General features: G+C 67.7%; 18 protein-coding genes and 1 pseudogene. 7 read left to right on the top strand and 12 right to left on the bottom strand.

All coding sequences use genetic code 11. The annotated features are described in order from the left end of the window. Window positions 1–382: 382 nt before the first annotated feature. The 3 genes from NBY69_RS07135 to NBY69_RS07125 all read left to right on the top strand — a co-directional run bounded on the left by NBY69_RS07135 (window position 383) and on the right by NBY69_RS07125 (window position 3,078). Window positions 383–1,036 (top strand): hypothetical protein, encoded by a 654-nt coding sequence (locus tag NBY69_RS07135; RefSeq protein WP_250299071.1) that lies wholly within the window; start codon window positions 383–385, stop codon window positions 1,034–1,036. After that, the gene (locus NBY69_RS07130; protein ID WP_374211224.1) at window positions 1,033–2,088 is read left to right on the top strand and encodes a hypothetical protein; all 1,056 of its coding nucleotides are present in this window, start codon (window positions 1,033–1,035) and stop codon (window positions 2,086–2,088) included. Before NBY69_RS07135 ends, NBY69_RS07130 begins: the two co-directional genes overlap by 4 nt. Before the next feature lie 117 nt (window positions 2,089–2,205). Then, window positions 2,206–3,078, top strand: coding sequence for a DMT family transporter (locus NBY69_RS07125; RefSeq protein ID WP_250299068.1), 873 nt, complete (start codon window positions 2,206–2,208; stop codon window positions 3,076–3,078). Between the two features lie 86 nt (window positions 3,079–3,164). Here the strand turns inward: NBY69_RS07125 and NBY69_RS07120 are convergent, their stop codons facing one another. Both NBY69_RS07120 and NBY69_RS07115 read right to left on the bottom strand, forming a co-directional pair. Next, window positions 3,165–4,079 (bottom strand): hypothetical protein, encoded by a 915-nt coding sequence (locus NBY69_RS07120; protein WP_250299067.1) that lies wholly within the window; start codon window positions 4,077–4,079, stop codon window positions 3,165–3,167. Window positions 4,080–4,338: 259 nt separating this feature from the next. Beyond that, window positions 4,339–5,508: an MFS transporter gene (locus NBY69_RS07115; RefSeq protein ID WP_250299065.1), complete on the bottom strand. Its 1,170-nt coding sequence runs from the start codon at window positions 5,506–5,508 to the stop codon at window positions 4,339–4,341. A gap of 129 nt (window positions 5,509–5,637) precedes the next feature. Here NBY69_RS07115 and NBY69_RS07110 point away from each other — a divergent pair, with 129 nt between their 5' ends. Together NBY69_RS07110 and NBY69_RS07105 are read left to right on the top strand one after the other, a co-directional pair. After that, window positions 5,638–5,955, top strand: coding sequence for a helix-turn-helix transcriptional regulator (locus NBY69_RS07110; protein WP_250299063.1), 318 nt, complete (start codon window positions 5,638–5,640; stop codon window positions 5,953–5,955). Between the two features lie 164 nt (window positions 5,956–6,119). After that, a pseudogene (locus NBY69_RS07105) lies at window positions 6,120–6,524 on the top strand (transposase family protein); the annotation flags it as partial. Between the two features lie 3 nt (window positions 6,525–6,527). On the opposite strand, the gene NBY69_RS07100 reads toward NBY69_RS07105, so the two are convergent. The 10 genes from NBY69_RS07100 to NBY69_RS07055 all read right to left on the bottom strand — a co-directional run bounded on the left by NBY69_RS07100 (window position 6,528) and on the right by NBY69_RS07055 (window position 14,079). After that, window positions 6,528–7,241, bottom strand: a complete 714-nt coding sequence (locus NBY69_RS07100; RefSeq protein WP_250299061.1) for a hypothetical protein — start codon at window positions 7,239–7,241, stop codon at window positions 6,528–6,530. A 67-nt stretch (window positions 7,242–7,308) separates the two neighbouring features. Beyond that, window positions 7,309–7,821 carry a pilus assembly protein TadG-related protein gene (locus NBY69_RS07095; protein WP_250299059.1) on the bottom strand — a complete coding sequence of 171 codons (513 nt, stop codon included), beginning with the start codon at window positions 7,819–7,821 and terminating at the stop codon, window positions 7,309–7,311. Further along, window positions 7,818–8,282, bottom strand: coding sequence for a TadE/TadG family type IV pilus assembly protein (locus tag NBY69_RS07090; protein WP_250299057.1), 465 nt, complete (start codon window positions 8,280–8,282; stop codon window positions 7,818–7,820). The genes NBY69_RS07095 and NBY69_RS07090 overlap by 4 nt, the downstream gene beginning before the upstream one ends. Window positions 8,283–8,428: 146 nt before the next feature. Continuing rightward, window positions 8,429–8,800 carry a TadE family protein gene (locus NBY69_RS07085; RefSeq protein ID WP_374211236.1) on the bottom strand — a complete coding sequence of 124 codons (372 nt, stop codon included), beginning with the start codon at window positions 8,798–8,800 and terminating at the stop codon, window positions 8,429–8,431. A gap of 125 nt (window positions 8,801–8,925) precedes the next feature. Continuing rightward, entirely contained in the window at window positions 8,926–9,171 is a 246-nt protein-coding gene (locus NBY69_RS07080) for a hypothetical protein (protein WP_250299054.1), read from the bottom strand. 35 nt (window positions 9,172–9,206) lie between these two features. Beyond that, window positions 9,207–10,139 (bottom strand): type II secretion system F family protein, encoded by a 933-nt coding sequence (locus tag NBY69_RS07075; RefSeq protein ID WP_374211223.1) that lies wholly within the window; start codon window positions 10,137–10,139, stop codon window positions 9,207–9,209. Next, window positions 10,136–11,149 carry a type II secretion system F family protein gene (locus NBY69_RS07070; RefSeq protein WP_250299052.1) on the bottom strand — a complete coding sequence of 338 codons (1,014 nt, stop codon included), beginning with the start codon at window positions 11,147–11,149 and terminating at the stop codon, window positions 10,136–10,138. Before NBY69_RS07070 ends, NBY69_RS07075 begins: the two co-directional genes overlap by 4 nt. 10 nt (window positions 11,150–11,159) lie before the next feature. Beyond that, on the bottom strand, window positions 11,160–12,470 hold the full coding sequence (locus NBY69_RS07065; RefSeq protein ID WP_250299050.1) for a CpaF family protein: 1,311 nt from the start codon (window positions 12,468–12,470) through the stop codon (window positions 11,160–11,162). Continuing rightward, complete coding sequence (locus NBY69_RS07060; protein ID WP_250299049.1) at window positions 12,467–13,294, bottom strand: hypothetical protein; 828 nt, start codon at window positions 13,292–13,294, stop codon at window positions 12,467–12,469. The genes NBY69_RS07065 and NBY69_RS07060 overlap by 4 nt, the downstream gene beginning before the upstream one ends. A 50-nt stretch (window positions 13,295–13,344) precedes the next feature. Then, window positions 13,345–14,079 (bottom strand): hypothetical protein, encoded by a 735-nt coding sequence (locus NBY69_RS07055; protein WP_250299048.1) that lies wholly within the window; start codon window positions 14,077–14,079, stop codon window positions 13,345–13,347. 643 nt (window positions 14,080–14,722) lie between these two features. Here NBY69_RS07055 and NBY69_RS07050 point away from each other — a divergent pair. Next, the gene (locus NBY69_RS07050; protein ID WP_250299047.1) at window positions 14,723–15,379 is read left to right on the top strand and encodes a hypothetical protein; all 657 of its coding nucleotides are present in this window, start codon (window positions 14,723–14,725) and stop codon (window positions 15,377–15,379) included. 32 nt (window positions 15,380–15,411) lie between these two features. Then, entirely contained in the window at window positions 15,412–16,431 is a 1,020-nt protein-coding gene (locus NBY69_RS07045) for a hypothetical protein (RefSeq protein ID WP_250299046.1), read from the top strand. Window positions 16,432–16,488 lie beyond the last annotated feature (57 nt).

The following is a 16,488-nucleotide window of genomic DNA, read 5'->3' as shown; positions in this document are numbered from 1 at the left end:
TGCGTTCGGGGGTGAGGTGAGCCTACCGAGATGGTACGGAGGGTTGCGAAGGACAGACAGAGCCCGACCACCACAACACGCCCGATATGGCTGGCCTGTTGCCGCATTTCCGATTTGGGCGCCGCGGGTTCGGGTGACACCGCAGACCCCGCACGTCACCACCACACCGCGAGCCCGCGGCGCACACATGCACCGAACGCGCCCCCACATGACGGGCCCGTCACGGCAGGGTCACGCCTTCCGCACATGGCACGGAATCCCCCAATCGCACACTGCTGCCCTTTACACCCGGCTGGTAGTTTCGGTCTCTCTGTACGTTCACGGAACGGCCTGATACGGAACCACCGGACCATCGGGCCACCGAACACCCGGGGGAGAACACGTGGCTCGCCGCACTCCGACCATCGCCGCCGCACTCGCTGTTGGCGCTGCACTGCTGTTGACCGCCTGCGGGGGAAGTAGCGACAACTCCTCCTCGGACAAGATCAAGGGCGCGGGCGAGGGGTCGAAGAGCCCTTCGGCTTCGGCGTCCACTTCGAAGGCCCCAGGACCCACTCGGCCTGTGATCAGCATCCCGAAGTCATTCCAGCTCAACTTCCAGGGCTGGACCAGCGCGGACGCCGACGAGCAAGCCGTACTCAATGACGGCAAGGAGCAGGTACGGGCGGGCTATGCCGCGATCATCGCCAACGACCCCAATCCCGATTCCCTCGCGTTCTACGACACTGTGGCCGGCCTCTCTCAGGACAAGCTCTGGATCAAGACGTACACGGACAAGGACCTCACGGTCATCGGCAAGGCACCGGTCTACGAGGCCAAGGCGAGCCTGCTCGGAAATACGAAGACCCGGGCAGTACTCAACTACTGCATGGACGAAAGCAAGGCCTACTCGAAGAACCGCAAGTCGGGCAAGGTCGCTGGTAACCCTGCTGGTACGGATCCCAAGGTCTTCTACACCTCCACGCTCCGGAAGAACCCGGAAGGTATTTGGCAGACGGTCTCTGTCAGCTCGAAGAGGGGCGGCTGCTCCTCATGAAGCTGCCACACAGGGTGATAGTGCCCATCGCGAGCTTCCTCGTAGTTATTGGCGCCGCTGGTTCGGCCGCCGCGATCGGCGACGGTGGGACGAAAGGTGGCTCGGATGGCAAGGGGAACCTCAACGCCTCCGCATCGGCGACCCACTCCCAGATCCAGATCACATACAAGAAGGGAGGCGGCGGTGGCAAGAAGGGCAACCTCGGCTCGATCGACCCCAACTGGAAGCCGCCTGCCTGCTGGTACGAACCCGTCTTCACCCCAGAAGGCCTCAAGAAGTTCGTCGATAGTACGGACGGCCAGGGCGACGTCGGCATTCACGAATCGTGGTTCGGCAAGGGCCTCTGGACCGACCATTACCAGGACGGCAAACCAGAGAACAACATGGATGATCAGTGGTCGTCCGCATCGGGTTACGAGAATTACAACATCGGCAAGGGTGGTTACTTCTGGCGAAGTGTCGCACCTGATGTACACGACTCCGACTCCTGGCAGTGCGGACAGATCATGTTCTGGCAGCCCGCCGGTCAGGTCCCGAAGATCCCGCACGCACCGACCCCGAAGATGCTCGCCGAATACGCCTACAACCAGGTCAAGGTCCCCGAAACCAAGATCGAGCTGAAGCCGCAAGGCAAATCCACGGTCAACCTCCCCACCTGGATCTGGCTCGACAAAGGCACCTTCCAGGACGTAGTAGTCCGCGCCGAACTCCCCAACACCGGGCTCTGGGCCGAAACCACCGCCACCCCCGTAAGCCTCCACCTCGACCCCGGCACCGACGACGCCGAGACCTACCCCGCCTCCGGCACCTGTGACTTCAACCAGGACAAGTCCATCGGCACCCCGTACAAAAAGGGAGACGCCGACCAGACCCCGCCCTGCGGCATCAGCTACCTCCACGCGACCGACGGAACCCCCTACCAGCTCAAGGCCTCCATCACCTGGAAGATCTCCTGGAAGGGCTCCGGCAACTCGGGCGGCACCATGCCCGACGGCACCTTCGAGACCACCCAGGACATGAACGTCCAGGAGATCCAGGCAATCAACCGCTGACCGCTGCGCACCGAACGTCATGCATCACCGCACTTGGCGTACGCATCGCTGCCACCGCGACGGGCCCATAACCATCCAAGGTCCATATTTCAGCCCTCACCCCTTCATCATGAAGCGGTGATCAGTGTCCTGTTCGCCGTACTGACCGCCCTCAGCAACGGCGCAGCCTCCGTGTTCCAGCGCCGCGCCGCCGCGACCGTACCGTCCAGCAAGGCGATGCACGCATCCCTGATCGGTCAGCTGCTCCGCAAGAAGGTGTGGCTGGCCGGGATCGGCCTGGTGATCGTCGCGGCCGTCTGCCAGGCCGTGGCGCTGGCCAACGGTCCGATCGCCGTGGTGCAGCCCATCTTCGTGATCGAGCTGCCCGCGACCCTGTTGCTCGCGGGCCACATCATGCGGGTCCGGCTGCCGCGCCGCGTCTGGTACGGCGTCGCGGCAGTCACCCTGGGGCTGGCGCTCGGAATGGCGACCGCCGACCCGGGCGGCGGGCGCGAGACGGTGTACGGATGGGCCTGGATTCCGGCGCTGGTGGTTACCGCGATCTTCGAGGCCGCCGTCATCAGCGGGGCGCTGAGTACCCGCGGCAACATCCGGGGCGCACTCCTCGGGCTGGCCGCAGCCTGCGGGTACTCGCTCACCGCCGCGCTGATGAAGGACGCGATGGCGCGGCTCAGCGACAGCGACGGAGTCGTGGCCCTGCTGACGTCCTGGCAGCTCTACGGCACCGCCGTGGCCGGAGTGGGTTCGCTGTTCCTCCTCCAGAACGCGCTCCAGGCCGGCACCCTCGTCGCCGTACAGCCGATGCTCACCCTCGGCGACGCCCTCATCAGCATCCTCTACGGGGTGACGCTTTTCGGCGAGAGTCTGCGGACCGGCTGGTGGCTGCTGCCCGAAGCGGGTGCGCTCGCCCTGGTCGCCGTCGGCTGCGTCGAACTGGCCCGCTCCCCCCTCGCCTCGGGAAAGACCGCCCCGCCCTCCCGGGTGAAGTGAGGGCCCGGTGCCCGACACCCGTACTCGTACTCGTACTCGTACGCCGTGACCGGTCCGGCCACGTACCCACCGCCGGTCACAGAGGCTCAGTCGTGCGGGACTTCCTCCATCACGGTCTCCCCGAAGCGCCACGAACCCCGGTTCCCCGCCGCCTCCGCACGCAGTCCCATCTCCCAGGCGATGCGCGCGGCCCGTTCCAGCGATACATCGGGGTACCACCCGGGCTGCACCTTGATGTAGCCGCGACGATCGGCGGGGAAGGTACGCAGAGCCTCGCGGAGCTTCTCCTCCTGTTGCTCGTTCTGCGTCATGTGATCAGGCAGCCCGTTGGGATACGCCTTCCGCTTCGCCGCCAACAGCTTCTGCCGGTCACGACGCTTCGCGGTGTCCGAACCGCGCCATGTCATCCAGCCGACGGCGCCGAGCGCCACCAGACCGAAGGCTCCCGCCCCGGCCACGTCGCCCGTGGCGTCCGCCTGGCCGGGTGTCTGAGGACCGAGCTTGCCCTCCGGATCCTCCACAACCGTCAGTACGTCGCCGACGTCGTAGCGGTCCGACATCGTCTCCATCTCGGGCCCCGGGACCCGCGTGCCGTCCTGCCGCTCCAACGTGTAATGGGAATGCCGCGCCCCGCGCCCCCGGGGCGGGTCGAGCCGCTCCTTCACGACCGTGACACGGACCCGCTCCCCCCGATGCTGAAGGGTGAGACCGTCGCGGGCGATCCCGGCAACGCTCACGGACGCCACAGAGGCGAACACGATGAACAGCGCCGCGCCCAGGGCAGTCACGCCGCCGACGCCCAACCCGCGGATCAGCACCGCGAGAAGCACCCCTGCCACGAACCACAGAAGGGCCAGCAGGCCGAAGCCGTGGTCGTCCGACAGGAGGAACATCCCCGCGCCGACCGCGAGCACATAACAACAGATACCGACCGCCAGCACGATGCGACACCAGGTACGTATCCCCGCTGTCGCCCCCTCCACCGGACTGCTCACACCCATCCCCCGTCTCTCCGTCTTCCTGTTCCTGCGGCATCCGCGCTGCCGGACACCTGGCTGCCCTCCCCCGCCGGATCATCCGACGAAGGGGACCAACTCCGCGATGCTGCCGACGGTATCGAGCTCGACCGCTTCTGGTGGGGGTCGGTCTTTCTCGTCAACGCTCCTTTCGGCTGTACTGCGTTGACCGGGAACGACACACTGAGCCTTTTCCAACCTCACGCTGACGTGTGGTGAAGGGCGGCAACAGCCTGGTGAGCGTTCAGTTGGTGGCGAGGCTCGGTTCCTCCACGGCGCCCCGCTTGGGGCTCTGCGCGGTCGCGAGCGTCAGGAGGAAAGCCAGCAGGGTGACACCGGCTGCCGGGATCCCCAGCCACACCGGGGAGATCCAGCCCTGGAAGAGCCCGCCGAGGGCTCCGCCCAGGGCGACGCCGAGGTAGATCGCCGAGGAGTTCAGTCCGAGAAGCACGGACGTCGCGGCCGGCGCGTGGGCGACGAGGCGGTGCTGCTGGAGGACGGACGGGATGCCCACCAGAACACCCCACACCGCGGCCCAGACGAAGGTGGTTCCGAGGGTCTCGATGGCCGGCCGGCTGACCAGCAGGACGATGATGAAGACGACAAGGGCACCGAACAGAAGCCGTTCCGCCGGGTAGTGATCGGACAGGCGCCCGGCCAGGAGATTGCCGCCCAGAACGCCGAGCCCGTACACGAACAGCACCCAGGTGAGCGTGGTCTCACTGCCGTCGATCGTGCCCTCCAAGGCTGCTCCAACGTACGTGTACAGGAGGTACGTGCCGGTCAGAGCCAGCGTCGTGACGGCCAGGGTCCCGAGCACCCAGCGTTCCTTGAGCGGCTGGAGCCGGGCCCGGAACGTCGTGGCCGGGAGCATGATCTTCGGCAGGGCGAAGGCGACCCCCAAAGCCGCCACCACGCCCAGCCCGGCGACCGCCCATAGGGTCACATGCCAGTCACTGCGGCCGATGAGGGTGCCGAGGGGAAGGCCGATTGCGCTGGAGAGCGTCAGGCCGCCCAGGACAAAGGCCAGGGCACTACCGCGGCGTTCGGGCGGGCTGACCACCGCGGGCGCACTGGAGGCGGTGGAGGTGATGATGCCGGCGCCAGCTGCGGTGATGACGCGGGCGGTCATGACGGCGGCGTAGGAGGTGCCCAGCGCCGTAGCGACGTTACCGATCGTAAAGACCGCCAGAGCAATCATCAGCGCCTTGCGGCGGTCCATGGAGCTGGTGGCCCAGCCGAAGACGGGGGCGGCGATGGCGAGGGTCAGCGCGAAGGCGGTGACCAGCTGACCCGCTGCGGGGACGCTGACGTTGAGATCTTCGGCGATAGAGGGAAGAAGGCCGGCGATGACGAACCCGTCTGTGCCGACGGCGAAGGTCGCAAGCGCCAGAGGGAATAACCGCTTGTGCATGATGCACTCTTTCCGCTGCCGAGAGGGCGAGATGGCGTCGAGAGCGGCAACGTAGCAAACACGTTGATGGTTGTCCACGCATCCACTCGTGGGTTATTGTCGGTCCATGACTTCGCGGACAGGCCGACGATGCGCGAACTGACACAACCGGCGGCCGAAGAAATCAAGATCGCCGAGATCTTCCATGCCCTCGCAGACCCGGTGCGGCTGCAGATCGTCGCGCAGCTGGCGGACAAGGGCAGGGACAGCTGCTCCGCTGTGGGCGAGAACATCGACGTGCACAGGACGACGATGTCCCACCACTACCGGGTGCTCCGCGAGTCGGGGGTGACCTGGACCGAGGTGGAGGGCCGGACCCGGTTCGTCAGTCTGCGGCGCGACGATCTCAACGCACGGTTCCCAGGTCTGCTCGACGCAGTGCTGGCTTCTTGCACTGATCTCGGCTGAGCCAGTCGGCTGCCGTTACCTCAAGGCGTGGCAGTGGCGACGCAGTGTGCTCTCTTTCGACCTGCGTGCGAGTAGGGGCTGTTGGGGGGTGAGTTCGGGAAGAGGCGGACCTCCTGGTAGACGGGGTGATCCACCAAGAACAACCTGACCACCCTGAGCTTCGTGTGCTTGTCTACCCATCGGGGATCGATCTGTCCGGCTCTGCCCTTCAGTTACTGTCCAGCCTGCTGCGCACCCAACGCCTGGAGCGCGACACCCGGTGGCGTCGGCTTCCGGCCGGCCGACAGGCCCTGCTGGTGTTGGCCCACCTGCGGTGCGGCCATACGTACGCTCAGCTGGCAGGCGGTTTCGGTGTCGGAATCACCACTGCCTATCGATACGTGACCGAGGCCGTCGAGATCCTCAAGGCCCTGGCCCCTGACATCACCACGGCGGTCCGGGCGGCGGCGCACAAGGCATATCTGATCCTCGATGGAACGCTGCTGCCCATCGACCGCATCGCCGCCGACCGGCCGTATTACTCCGGGAAGCACCGCAGGCACGGGATGAACGTCCAGGTCCTTACTGATCCGTCAGCCCTCGCGGAGTACCGCCAGTGCGAGTGCCAGCCGGCGGTCCAGCCAGCTCGCCCGGGGCGTGTACGTCCTGACGGCCTTGTCCGTGTGGCCCGAGGTCAGGGCGACTTCCGTCTCGCCGGCCCGCCACGTCACCGGCTTGCTCTCGTACGTGCTGCTGTCGCCGCCCTCGGAGCCGCCGAGGATCAGTGAGTCGACGACGCTCTCGGCCAGTTGGCCCGCCCCGCGGACCACCGCCGACGCTCCCCGCTCCCTGACGTCCTTCGCGCTGCCCTTCGCCCAGTGGTAGCGGGCGACGATGTCGGGATGGCCGGGCTGCTCCAGCCACCAGGCGTGCTGGACGGTGCGCTTGGTGGCGCCGGTGCGGTGGACCGTGCCGAGTTCCTGCCCCTGGCCGTCCGTCACTCGGTAGCGCTCGCCGCCGCGTCCGCCCTTCACCGGGGCGAGCGCACAGAGCAGGGTCCGGGGGTCCAGGGCCGGGTAGAGCTCGTACGCCTTGGTCTCCGCGTCGGGCTGCGCGATGAACACCGCGGGGGCGTACAGCTCCACGCCCGGCTCGACGACCCGGGTACGTACGCAACGCGGGCCGGTCACGGCCTTCCGCCGGAGGGTGGCGGGGCGCTCCACGGCACTGATCACGAACCAGTCGGCGCTGTCCCACGCCACCGGCTCGACCGTCGGCTCGGGATCTTTTCGCCGACCGAACGCCATCTCGTTCCTCCATGAATCGCTGTCTCATGCGTGATGCGTGCCGCATGACGACCAGGTGCTCAGGCGCTCAGCCCGTGACCGATTCCGCGACCGACGAGCCGTGCACCGTGATCGAGTGACTGTAGAACATGCCCGTCAGCACCGGCTCGTACGTCAGCTGCACCGTCACCTCGACCCGCTGCGCGTTCGCCGCCGTGCAGTGCGACGCCCCTATGTCCTGACCGGACATGCCCATCTCGACGGCGAAGGCGTGCACCCGGGCATCGCAGTTCTGGTAGTTGATCGGTGCGGGGCCGCCCTGGTCGCCGTAGAGGGACTCGCGGTCGATGTCCTGCGCCGCGTACCGCGCCGCCTGTTCCGCGATGTCCGCGGCCCGTTCGCGCTGGGAGATCGACAGCCCGCCGTCCACGACGAACGCCGCCAGCGCCAGGAACAGGAACGCGAAGATGATGACGGCCGCGGCACCCGAGCCCCGGTCGTCGAGCCGGTCGCGGCGGGACCGCACCCACAGGGAGCATCGGGAGAGTCGGGACCACGGCGTCCAACGCCTCGGCACCGAGCGGGCGTTCGGCGCGCTCATACCGTCCTCCGGTAGGGGTCGATCGGCGAGGTCGAGCGGCCGGTCAGGGTGGTCGGGATGTTCAGGCCGAGCATCGCCAGGCCGCGGATCTGGCAGCTGACTTCCACGGTGAAGAACCCGCCCTTCACGAAGCCGTTGGCGGTCACCGAGACCGGGCCGGAGCAGACGTCGCTCAGGTCCGCCTCGGCCGCCCTGCGGGCCTCGGCCATGGCGACTCCCCCGTCCTTCTGGATGGAGCCCGCGCGGGCCGCGTCGCGGGCCGCGCTGTCGACGGCGCCCCGGCCTTCGACGAGCTGACCGAATCCGACCAGGACCAGAATGAAGAGGATCATGACGGGGGCGAGAATGACCACTTCGATGGTGGACAGCCCGCGATCGGCGAACGCCGCGCCGGGCCCCTCAGCATCCCCGGAACCATCCCCGGAACCCTCGCCGCCCCCGGCCGCCGTACCTGCCGGCATACCGGTCACCGCGTGGCCGCACCGCGTACCCACGTATCCCCCCAAGCTCCGCAGCCCCCGCACCCGTTGGTCTCCCATCAGTCCCGCTCAGTCCCGCTCAGTCCTGCCCAGTCCTGCCCAGTCCTGCCCAGCCCGCCCAGTCCCGCTCAGTCCCGTACGAACCGCTCGACCGGCCCCCGCGACTGCGCGTGCACCGTCAGGTCCAGCCCCGGGAAGACGCTCGGGACCCGGGCCGAGATCTCCACCCCGACCGTGTTCCGGTCCGGCTGGACCATGGTCACCCGGGGGCCGAGCACCAGCTTCGAGCCGAGCTGCTGGATATAGCTCTGCACGACATCGCCCGCGTCCCCGCGCCAGCCGCCGGGGTTCTCGTCGGCCTCGGCGCGGGCCTTGCGCGTGCCCGCCTGGGCGGCGGCCTGCGCCACGTGGTCGGCGAAGAAATACAGCGCGAACTGCACCGTCGCGAAGATCAGGAAGAACAGCACCGGAGTCAGGAACACGAACTCGATCGCGGTCATGCCGGAGTCACCGCGGGTGGAGGCTGCCTCCACCCTGCGGCGTACGAACGCTCTGATCCTCTGACGCACCAGCACCACCATCGGTACCTGCACCCGCCCCGTGTCCCGGACTCGGGATTCCGTACTCAGCAGGTGCCGCTCGCGGTGGCGCCCTTGATGCAGTCGCCGACCTTGTTGGCACCGGAGCTCAGTGCCGAGTTGATGATCGCGGCGACCACGCCGACGATCGCCACGACGACCGCGGAGATGATGACCCACTCCACGGCGGATGCGCCGCGGTCGGTGTCCTCGGAGCGGGCACGCTCGACGCGCGCCTGCAGGAACGTGATCAGGAAGTCGACAGTCGGGTGACTGAAGCGGCGTCCGAACATGGATGGAATCCTCTCAAGAGAAGTGGGTTGCGGGTTCAGACCTGGAAGACGCGCATCGCGGCCGGATAGATGAGGAAGACCAGGAATCCGGCGCAGAGGAGCAGCTGCGCGACAAGCATCGACTGCGACTTCTCACCCGCCGCTCCCTCGATCTCGGCCATTTCGCGGTGCCGCATCGTTTCGGCCCTGGAGGCCAGCGACTCACGCACTTTCGCCCCGTCGTCGGCGACGAGCGCCAGCGACGACGACAAGTCCTTCAGCTCTTCGATACCCAGCTCCTCGCCGAGTCTGCCCAGAGCGAGCCACTGGCTGGTGCCGGTGATCCGGGCGTCGGCGAGGGTGTTACGGATGCGGCGCAGCGCCCAGCCGTCGCTGACCTCGGCCGCGGCCATCAGCGCCTCGGGGAGCCCGCGGCCACCGGCCAGGTTCATCGACACGAGGTCCAGATACGCGCCGATGACCCGCCGCAGATCCTTGCGCTTGTCGGCCGCGTCCCTGCGTACTTCCAGATCAGGCAGGAAGAAGAAGAGCGCGGCGCAGGCGAGCGCCAGCCAGACCGGGATGATCGGGCCGCTGCCGAAGCCGATGGCCCAGGCGATGGCGAAGAGCATCGGCCCGAAGATCAGGCCGGACACACCGAGCAGGACCTTGGTCGCCAGGAACCGTTCCCAGCTGCGGTCGAGGACCGCCAGGTCGGAGCGGAGCGAGCGCTGCTCCCAGCCCTGCTGCATGTAGAGGTCGGCGATCCGCACCCCCACCTTGGCGCGCAGCGAGCCGAGCCGTCCGTCGTCCTCGGCGGACTGGCTGCCCGGCCGCTCGTACCCGGAACCGGCGGCCCGCAGCGCGTCGATGCGCCGCACCTGTGAGACGGCGGAACGCTTCGAGGGCGACAGGGCCCGTACGAGGACGTAGATACCGAGGCCGAGCACGGCACCGATCAGTACCGGTGCGGTGAGAATGTCCATCATCGCTGCGCCCCCTGGCCCTGGTTGAACGGCGATGCCTGCGGGGCGGGGTGCTGGCCGTACGGGCCGTGCTGGCCCGGCTGGCCGCCGGACGGCGCCGAGTCCGGTCGTACGAACCGGACCTCCGGCTCGTCACGGACCAGGAAGCGCTCCGGCGTCTCGATCACCGACAGCTTCCGCAGCCACCAGAAGCCGAGCGCGAACAGACCGCACACACCGGCCAGCACCAGCTGGCCCATCGGCGAGCCGTACGGTGACACGAAGTCCCGGTTGAACACGGCGAGTCCGAGCACGAACGCCACCGAGACGACCACCACGATCTGCACACTGCGCCGGGTCGACGAGCGCTGCGCCATCACCCGGTGGCGCATGTCGATCTCCTCGCGCGCGCTCTTCGAGAGGGCGCCGAGCACCTGGCGCAGGCCGGGGCCGCGCAGCTTGGCGTTGAGGATGAGCGCGGCCACGATGATGTCGGCGGACGCGTCGTCGATCTCGTCGGCAAGGTACTGCAGGGCCTCGGGCAGCGGCATACGGGCGCGGAGCCGGTCGACCAGGGCGTCCAGGTGCGGGCGGAGCGCGGGGGCCGCGGCGCGTGCGGACGCCGGGATGGCCTGCTCCAGGCCGACGGCGCCGGCGATGGTGTCACGCAGCGACTCGGTCCAGCCCGCGAGCGCCTCGACCCGGCGCATCGCGACCTTCTCCTGTGCGGCGCCGCCGAAGAGGCGGTCCCAGAAGAAGACCAGCAGTCCGGCGCCGATTCCGGCGACGGTCCAGCGCGTCAGCAGCAGGACGATCAGTCCGACACCGACGGCGATGGAGCCGCGCCGGCCGATGAACTGGACGAGTTCCCTGGTGCGCTCACCGCGTGCGGCCTTCACATGACCGGGCTTGGGCTCGATGCCACGGATGGCGAGGATCAGCAGCGCGAGGCCACCGCCCGCGGCGATGCCGCAGCCCAGTGCGTACAGCAGCTGCGGATCGAAGAACCCGCCCAACGAGGAGATGCCATTCATACGGTCTCCTTCACCCCCAGGCCCCGGAGGGGCGATAGCCGTGTACGGCAAGGTCGTCGAGGCACGCCACCGGGGCGTGCGGCAGGACACGCCCGTCGGGCGTCTCCGCGAAGACCTCACTGGAGAGCACGCGTCCGTCCACGCCGTTCACCTCACGGACCGAGGTGACGGCACGTTGCAGCCGGCCGCCGCTCTCGAAGTTGTTGCGGCGCTGGACGAAGACGACGAAGTTGACGGCTCCGGCGATGAGCATCTGGCTGGCCTCGATGGGCAGCCGCTCGGTGGCCTGGAGCGCGTAGGTGGAAATACGGTTGAACACCTCGCTGGAGCTGTTCGCGTGGATCGTGGAGAGCGAGCCGTCGTTACCCTGCGACATCGCGTTCAACATGGTGACGATCTCGTCGCCGAGCACCTCACCGACGATGACGCGGGAGGGGTTCATACGGAGCGACCGGCGCACCAGCTCGCCCATCGAGATCTGCCCGAGCCCCTCGGAGTTCGGCAGCCGCTCCTCGAACGCCACCACGTTGGGGTGCAGTTCGGGAAACTGGTCGAGCCCGAGCTCCAGTGCCCGTTCGACCGTGACCAGACGTTCCACCGGTGGGATCTCGTTGGCGAGGGCCCGCAGCAGCGTGGTCTTCCCGGCGTTGGTGGCACCGGCGATCATGATGTTCTTACGGGCCCGGACCGCGCAGGCGAGGAAGTGGGCCAGCTCCGGGGTCAGGGTGCCGTTGCCGACGAGGTCTGCCATGAAGACCTTGCCCATGCGGGCGCGACGGATGGAGAGCGCGGGCCTGCGGGCCACTTCCATGACGGCGGAGAGACGCGAACCGTCCGGGAGCCGCAGGTCGAGCTGCGGGTTCGCGGAGTCGAAGGGCCGGGAGGAGAGACCCGAGTAGGCGCCGAGCACCTGGATCAGCTCGACGAGTTCCTCATCGGTCTCGGCGACCGGGTCGACCCGGGCCTCACGCCCGTCGGCGTACCCGACGAAGACCTGGTCACAGCCGTTGATGTCGATGTTCTCGACGTCCGGGTCGTCGAGCAGCGGCTGGAGCCGCCCGACTCCGAAGAGCGCGGCGTGCACGGCTGCCGCGTACTGCTCCTCGGTCTCCGCGTCGAAGGGGGTACGCCCGGCGTTGATCTCCGCGCGCGCGTACTCCTCAAGTATCTGGGCGATGACGGCGCGGGCGTACTGCCGCTCGTCCTCCCCGGACATCGGCGGTGTGTTGCTGACCTGGTCGATACGGCGCTGTTCCGCGATACGGTCCCCGGCGTCCTGCCGGAACCGCTTGACCAGCGAGTGGTCGACGACGCTGCTCATCGACCTGCCCCGGCACCCGGCTGCGACCAGGCGGCGCCGAACTGCTGGTAGACGTCGGCGGCGACCTTGCGGGCACTGCGGATCAGCAACGACTTGTCGAGCCGGCCCCGGCCGCGCCCGGACAGCAGCCCGGCACCCGAGGTGTCGTACGCGAGCGTGCCGATGACCCGGGCACCGGTCTGCGCGGCGACGAGCATGTCGTTGACCTGGTGGGCGAGCTTGGTGGACGTGTTCGAATCGGCGACGAGGAGCACCCCGATGAGAGGCGTCGCGAGCTGCGACATGCCCCGCTGTCCGCCGTGCAGTTGCGCGTGGAGGGCGGCGGCCCTGTCCCGTACGCGGGCGATGTGCTCCGGCTCCGTACGCGAGACCAGCAGCACCAGGTTGGCGTGCGGCATCAGGTCGATCGCGGGCGAACCCCCGGCGATCCGGCCGCAGTCGGCGATCACATCGGCGGGGGCGTGCGGGGACTCGCCGAGTGTGGCGAAGGCCTGCCCGAGCGTGGGCCACACCCCGGCGAGCCCGGCGGCCTGCTCGGCCGAACCGATCCCGACGAGCAGTTCGAGCCCGCCCGCCATGGGCTGGGCGTGGTCCCAGAGCTGATCGGCGGCGAGCCCGCGGCGGGCCGCGGCGGCGATGGAGAGCAGACCGGTGTTCGGGTTGAGCGGGCCGCCGTTGGCGGCGTTGGTGCGGTAGACGAGGTCCCCGCCCGCCGGGTCGGCCTCGGCGAGCAGGGCCCGCCGGGGCCAGACAGCGGCGAGGGCAAGGGCGGCCGTGGTGACTCCGGGCGAACCCTTGTCTGCGGCGAGGGCGATGAGCGCCATGTCTTCTGCGTTCCTCTACGTCTTCTGCGTTCCTCTGCGGGCTCGGAGGGTCAGCCGGTGTGGGCGGCGACGCGCACGAGTGCGACCTGGCCGTTCGCCGCCGCCTGGGCGAGCGCGGGGGCATCAGCGGTATCGACGGTCAGCGTGATGGAACGGTTCCCGCTGCCGATCGAACCGGTCGCCGGGACCACGGACTTGCTGACGATCGCCTGCTCGACGAGGGGGGTGCTGCCGGAACCGCCGGTCTGCGAACCGCCGGTGGTGGAGCTGGAGCTCGAACCGCCACTCTTGTCGCCGACGCGGTACGCGGTGACGGTGTCACCGGCCGCGATGTCCGGCGGGTACTGGCCGTCCTTGAGGGAGAGACCCACCGAGGCCTTGCCCGCGGGCATTCCGGTCGTGGCGGTGAACATGTCACCGATCAGCAGGGTGCCACCGACCAGGGTGTTCTTCGCCCGGAGCTTCTCCAGCGAGGCGAGCTGCTTGTACGGGACGTAGTTGATGCTGGCGTCGTCGGCGACCATCACCGAGGACACGTCGTTCGCGGTCAGCTTCTCGCCGGCCTGGATGGTGTGGCCCGCCTTCAGCCGGACGACCTCGACGCGGTTCCCGGCGCGCAGCACGAGCACCGTCGCGCCCAGCGCACCGACAAGAATCAACAGCACGGCAAGTGCGGCGAGCGCGGGCTTGCGCTCACGTGTGACCGTGGGAAGCCGCTCACCGGCCGACTGTCCGGGTGAGGGAACCCGGTGGTTACCTGCGCCCGTGCGCTCCTGGACCTTCACGCCGCTTCTCCCCGAATGTTTCTCTGCGACATAAGCGAGTCGACTTCGCCGCCATTTATCCGGTTCCGATTCCCAGGCCACCGGAGGCTGTCAAGTCATCGCACCGTAGCAGCAGCACATAAGCGCCTCAAGGCGAGATAAGGATCGCGAACGCCGCACGGTTCATCAACATCGGTCCAAATCGGTCACAAACGGCGGCACTTGCCGAACACTGAAAGCTTCACGAGATTTCCCCGTTCCTGCTGGACGGGAGGGTGGACTCCCGTTGCATACGCCAAGGCTTCGGCGGCACCACCTCGTAGCCGCCCTACAGCCCCGACCTCTTCGGGGATCTGACGATGCACAAGCAAACCGCAGAGCTGTCAACTGCGCGCAGCCTCGCCACAATCGGAGCGCGGGACGGGGTGCGGATGGGCATGAACCCACGCGGATCGACGGGGTGCGGGCGGGCACCGAACTGGCGGCACGGGTGCGCGTACGGAATGGTCGGGACGGGTACCGATGCCTGACCCGAGGCGCGAGCGATTCGCCTGAAAGGTCCCGACCGTCCGGTTGACGGGATGGATTCGCTCTGGTGAAACCAAGTACGCCCCGGATAGCGTCGGTTCACCCAAGACCACCACCGCCCCACCGGGAGTCGCCCGTGAACCGCCGCACTCTGCCCGCTGCCGCCGCACTCGCGACCGCAGCGGCCCTGCTCCTGACCGCGTGCGGGGGAAGCGACGACGGCAAGTCCAAGAACTCGGGCAAGATCGCGGGCGCCGACGAGGGCGCTACGAAGGCGGCTTCGCCTCGCGCGTCGGCGTCGGCGACACCTGGACGCCCGAAGATCGAACTGCCCGCGGACCTCTCCTACACCTTCGACTGGCCGAAGACCGGCGACAAGGACAAGGACGCTGTTCTGTCCGACGGCGAGCAATTCGTCAAGGCCACCGACCTGGCCGTAGCAAACCAGGATCCGTTGGACAAGGCGTACCGCTTCTACTCGGAAGGGGAAATGTCGTCCGGGACACAGAAATACGTTCAGGGTTACGTCGACAGCAACATGCGGACGACGGGAAAGTATCGATTCTACAACCCGTCCGTCCTGATCAATAAAGACGGAACGGCCGCATTCGCCTACTGCGAGGATCAGGGCAAGGCCTTTGGTCTGCACATCAAGACGAAGAAAATCGACCACACTCCGGTAACCAGCAAGAGCTACGTCTTGTACAACACAGCCTTGCGGAAGAACGAGCTCGGCGTCTGGGTCACCACAAAGATGATCACGTTGAGGGGGAACTCGAAGTGCCAGCCGTGAACCAACAGCGGGGTCTTGTTCTAGCCTGCACCATGGCCACGACACTTCTGCTGCTGAGTGCCCCGTCAGCGCTGGCCGATGACCCCTCTGAGCAGCAGTCTTCCCCGCCACCAGCTCAAACGCACACCTCTGGCAAGGCAGACGGCGACGGCACTCTCTCGTCCAGCGCCGGCATCGTGTATGACCGAACCAACAACGGCCATGGCTCGCAGGCTGGCCCGGTTGCCCCTCAGAGCAATTGGTCCCCTCCCCCCTGCTGGTACGCCCCGAAGTACACTCCGGCTCAACTCAAGACCTACCTTGAACCCATTTGGGAAGCCGAGTCGACCGGATACGAATGGGACGCCCAACAGCGCAAGCACTACGAAGATGGAGAATCGAAAGACGGGGACTACAAGGACTTCAACAAGGCCAAAACAGGAAAAGGCTACTGGTGGGACTCCTACGTTGACGACTCACGTATCGGAGAACCAGGTGCCCTGTCTTGCGACAAACCCATCTTCTGGGTGGACAAGGGTGCACCGCCTCCCGCGGACATCCCCCAGGCCATCACCCCTGAGATCCTGTCGCAGCTCGCATACGCGGAAATTCGAGTCCCGGACACCAAGGTCACCCTCGCGCCACATGGCGCGACCAAGGTGAACCTCCCCACCTGGGCCTGGCTCGACAGCACAGATTTCAAACCGGTCTCTGTCACTGCCTCCGTGCCTGTCCTGAACATCCAGGCCACGACCAAAGCCGTCCCCGTCTCCCTGAAACTCGAACCCGGCACTGCAGATGCCGAGACCTACCCGGCATCAGGCGAATGCGCGTTCAACGCCGACGGCTCCATCGGCACCCCGTACGCCAAGGGCGACGCCGACAAGACCCCGCCCTGCGGCCTCACCTACCTCCGCGCCTCCGGCGACAACGGGCCGTACCAGCTCAAGGCCACCATCACCTGGAAGATCTCCTGGACCGGCACCGGCGGTGCCGGCGGCGACCTCCCCGACGGCACCTTCGGCACCACTCAGGACGTAACCGTCCAGGAAATCCAGGCGATCAACCGCTGACCGGCGAACGACGGATTCCAGGACCGCAGCCACCTCACCCGGAGCCTCGCGTGAATC

Origin of the sequence: Streptomyces sp. A 4/2, from assembly GCF_940670765.1 — a bacterium.
Classification (GTDB): Bacteria; Actinomycetota; Actinomycetes; order Streptomycetales; family Streptomycetaceae; genus Streptomyces.
The sequence above is the reverse complement of the archived record's forward strand: the minus strand, read 5'-3'. Positions and strand labels throughout refer to the sequence as shown.

Bases quoted from the DNA above. Each gene is read 5' to 3' on its own strand.
- NBY69_RS07130 (WP_374211224.1), top strand. From the start codon at position 1,033: ATGAAGCTGCCACACAGGGTGATAGTGCCCATCGCGAGCTTCCTCGTA.
- NBY69_RS07120 (WP_250299067.1), bottom strand. From the start codon at position 4,079: ATGGGTGTGAGCAGTCCGGTGGAGGGGGCGACAGCGGGGATACGTACC.
- NBY69_RS07115 (WP_250299065.1), bottom strand. From the start codon at position 5,508: ATGCACAAGCGGTTATTCCCTCTGGCGCTTGCGACCTTCGCCGTCGGC.
- NBY69_RS07110 (WP_250299063.1), top strand. From the start codon at position 5,638: ATGCGCGAACTGACACAACCGGCGGCCGAAGAAATCAAGATCGCCGAG.
- NBY69_RS07100 (WP_250299061.1), bottom strand. From the start codon at position 7,241: ATGGCGTTCGGTCGGCGAAAAGATCCCGAGCCGACGGTCGAGCCGGTG.
- NBY69_RS07095 (WP_250299059.1), bottom strand. From the start codon at position 7,821: ATGAGCGCGCCGAACGCCCGCTCGGTGCCGAGGCGTTGGACGCCGTGG.
- NBY69_RS07090 (WP_250299057.1), bottom strand. From the start codon at position 8,282: ATGCCGGCAGGTACGGCGGCCGGGGGCGGCGAGGGTTCCGGGGATGGT.
- NBY69_RS07085 (WP_374211236.1), bottom strand. From the start codon at position 8,800: ATGACCGCGATCGAGTTCGTGTTCCTGACTCCGGTGCTGTTCTTCCTG.
- NBY69_RS07080 (WP_250299054.1), bottom strand. From the start codon at position 9,171: ATGTTCGGACGCCGCTTCAGTCACCCGACTGTCGACTTCCTGATCACG.
- NBY69_RS07075 (WP_374211223.1), bottom strand. From the start codon at position 10,139: ATGATGGACATTCTCACCGCACCGGTACTGATCGGTGCCGTGCTCGGC.
- NBY69_RS07070 (WP_250299052.1), bottom strand. From the start codon at position 11,149: ATGAATGGCATCTCCTCGTTGGGCGGGTTCTTCGATCCGCAGCTGCTG.
- NBY69_RS07065 (WP_250299050.1), bottom strand. From the start codon at position 12,470: ATGAGCAGCGTCGTCGACCACTCGCTGGTCAAGCGGTTCCGGCAGGAC.
- NBY69_RS07060 (WP_250299049.1), bottom strand. From the start codon at position 13,294: ATGGCGCTCATCGCCCTCGCCGCAGACAAGGGTTCGCCCGGAGTCACC.
- NBY69_RS07045 (WP_250299046.1), top strand. From the start codon at position 15,412: ATGGCCACGACACTTCTGCTGCTGAGTGCCCCGTCAGCGCTGGCCGAT.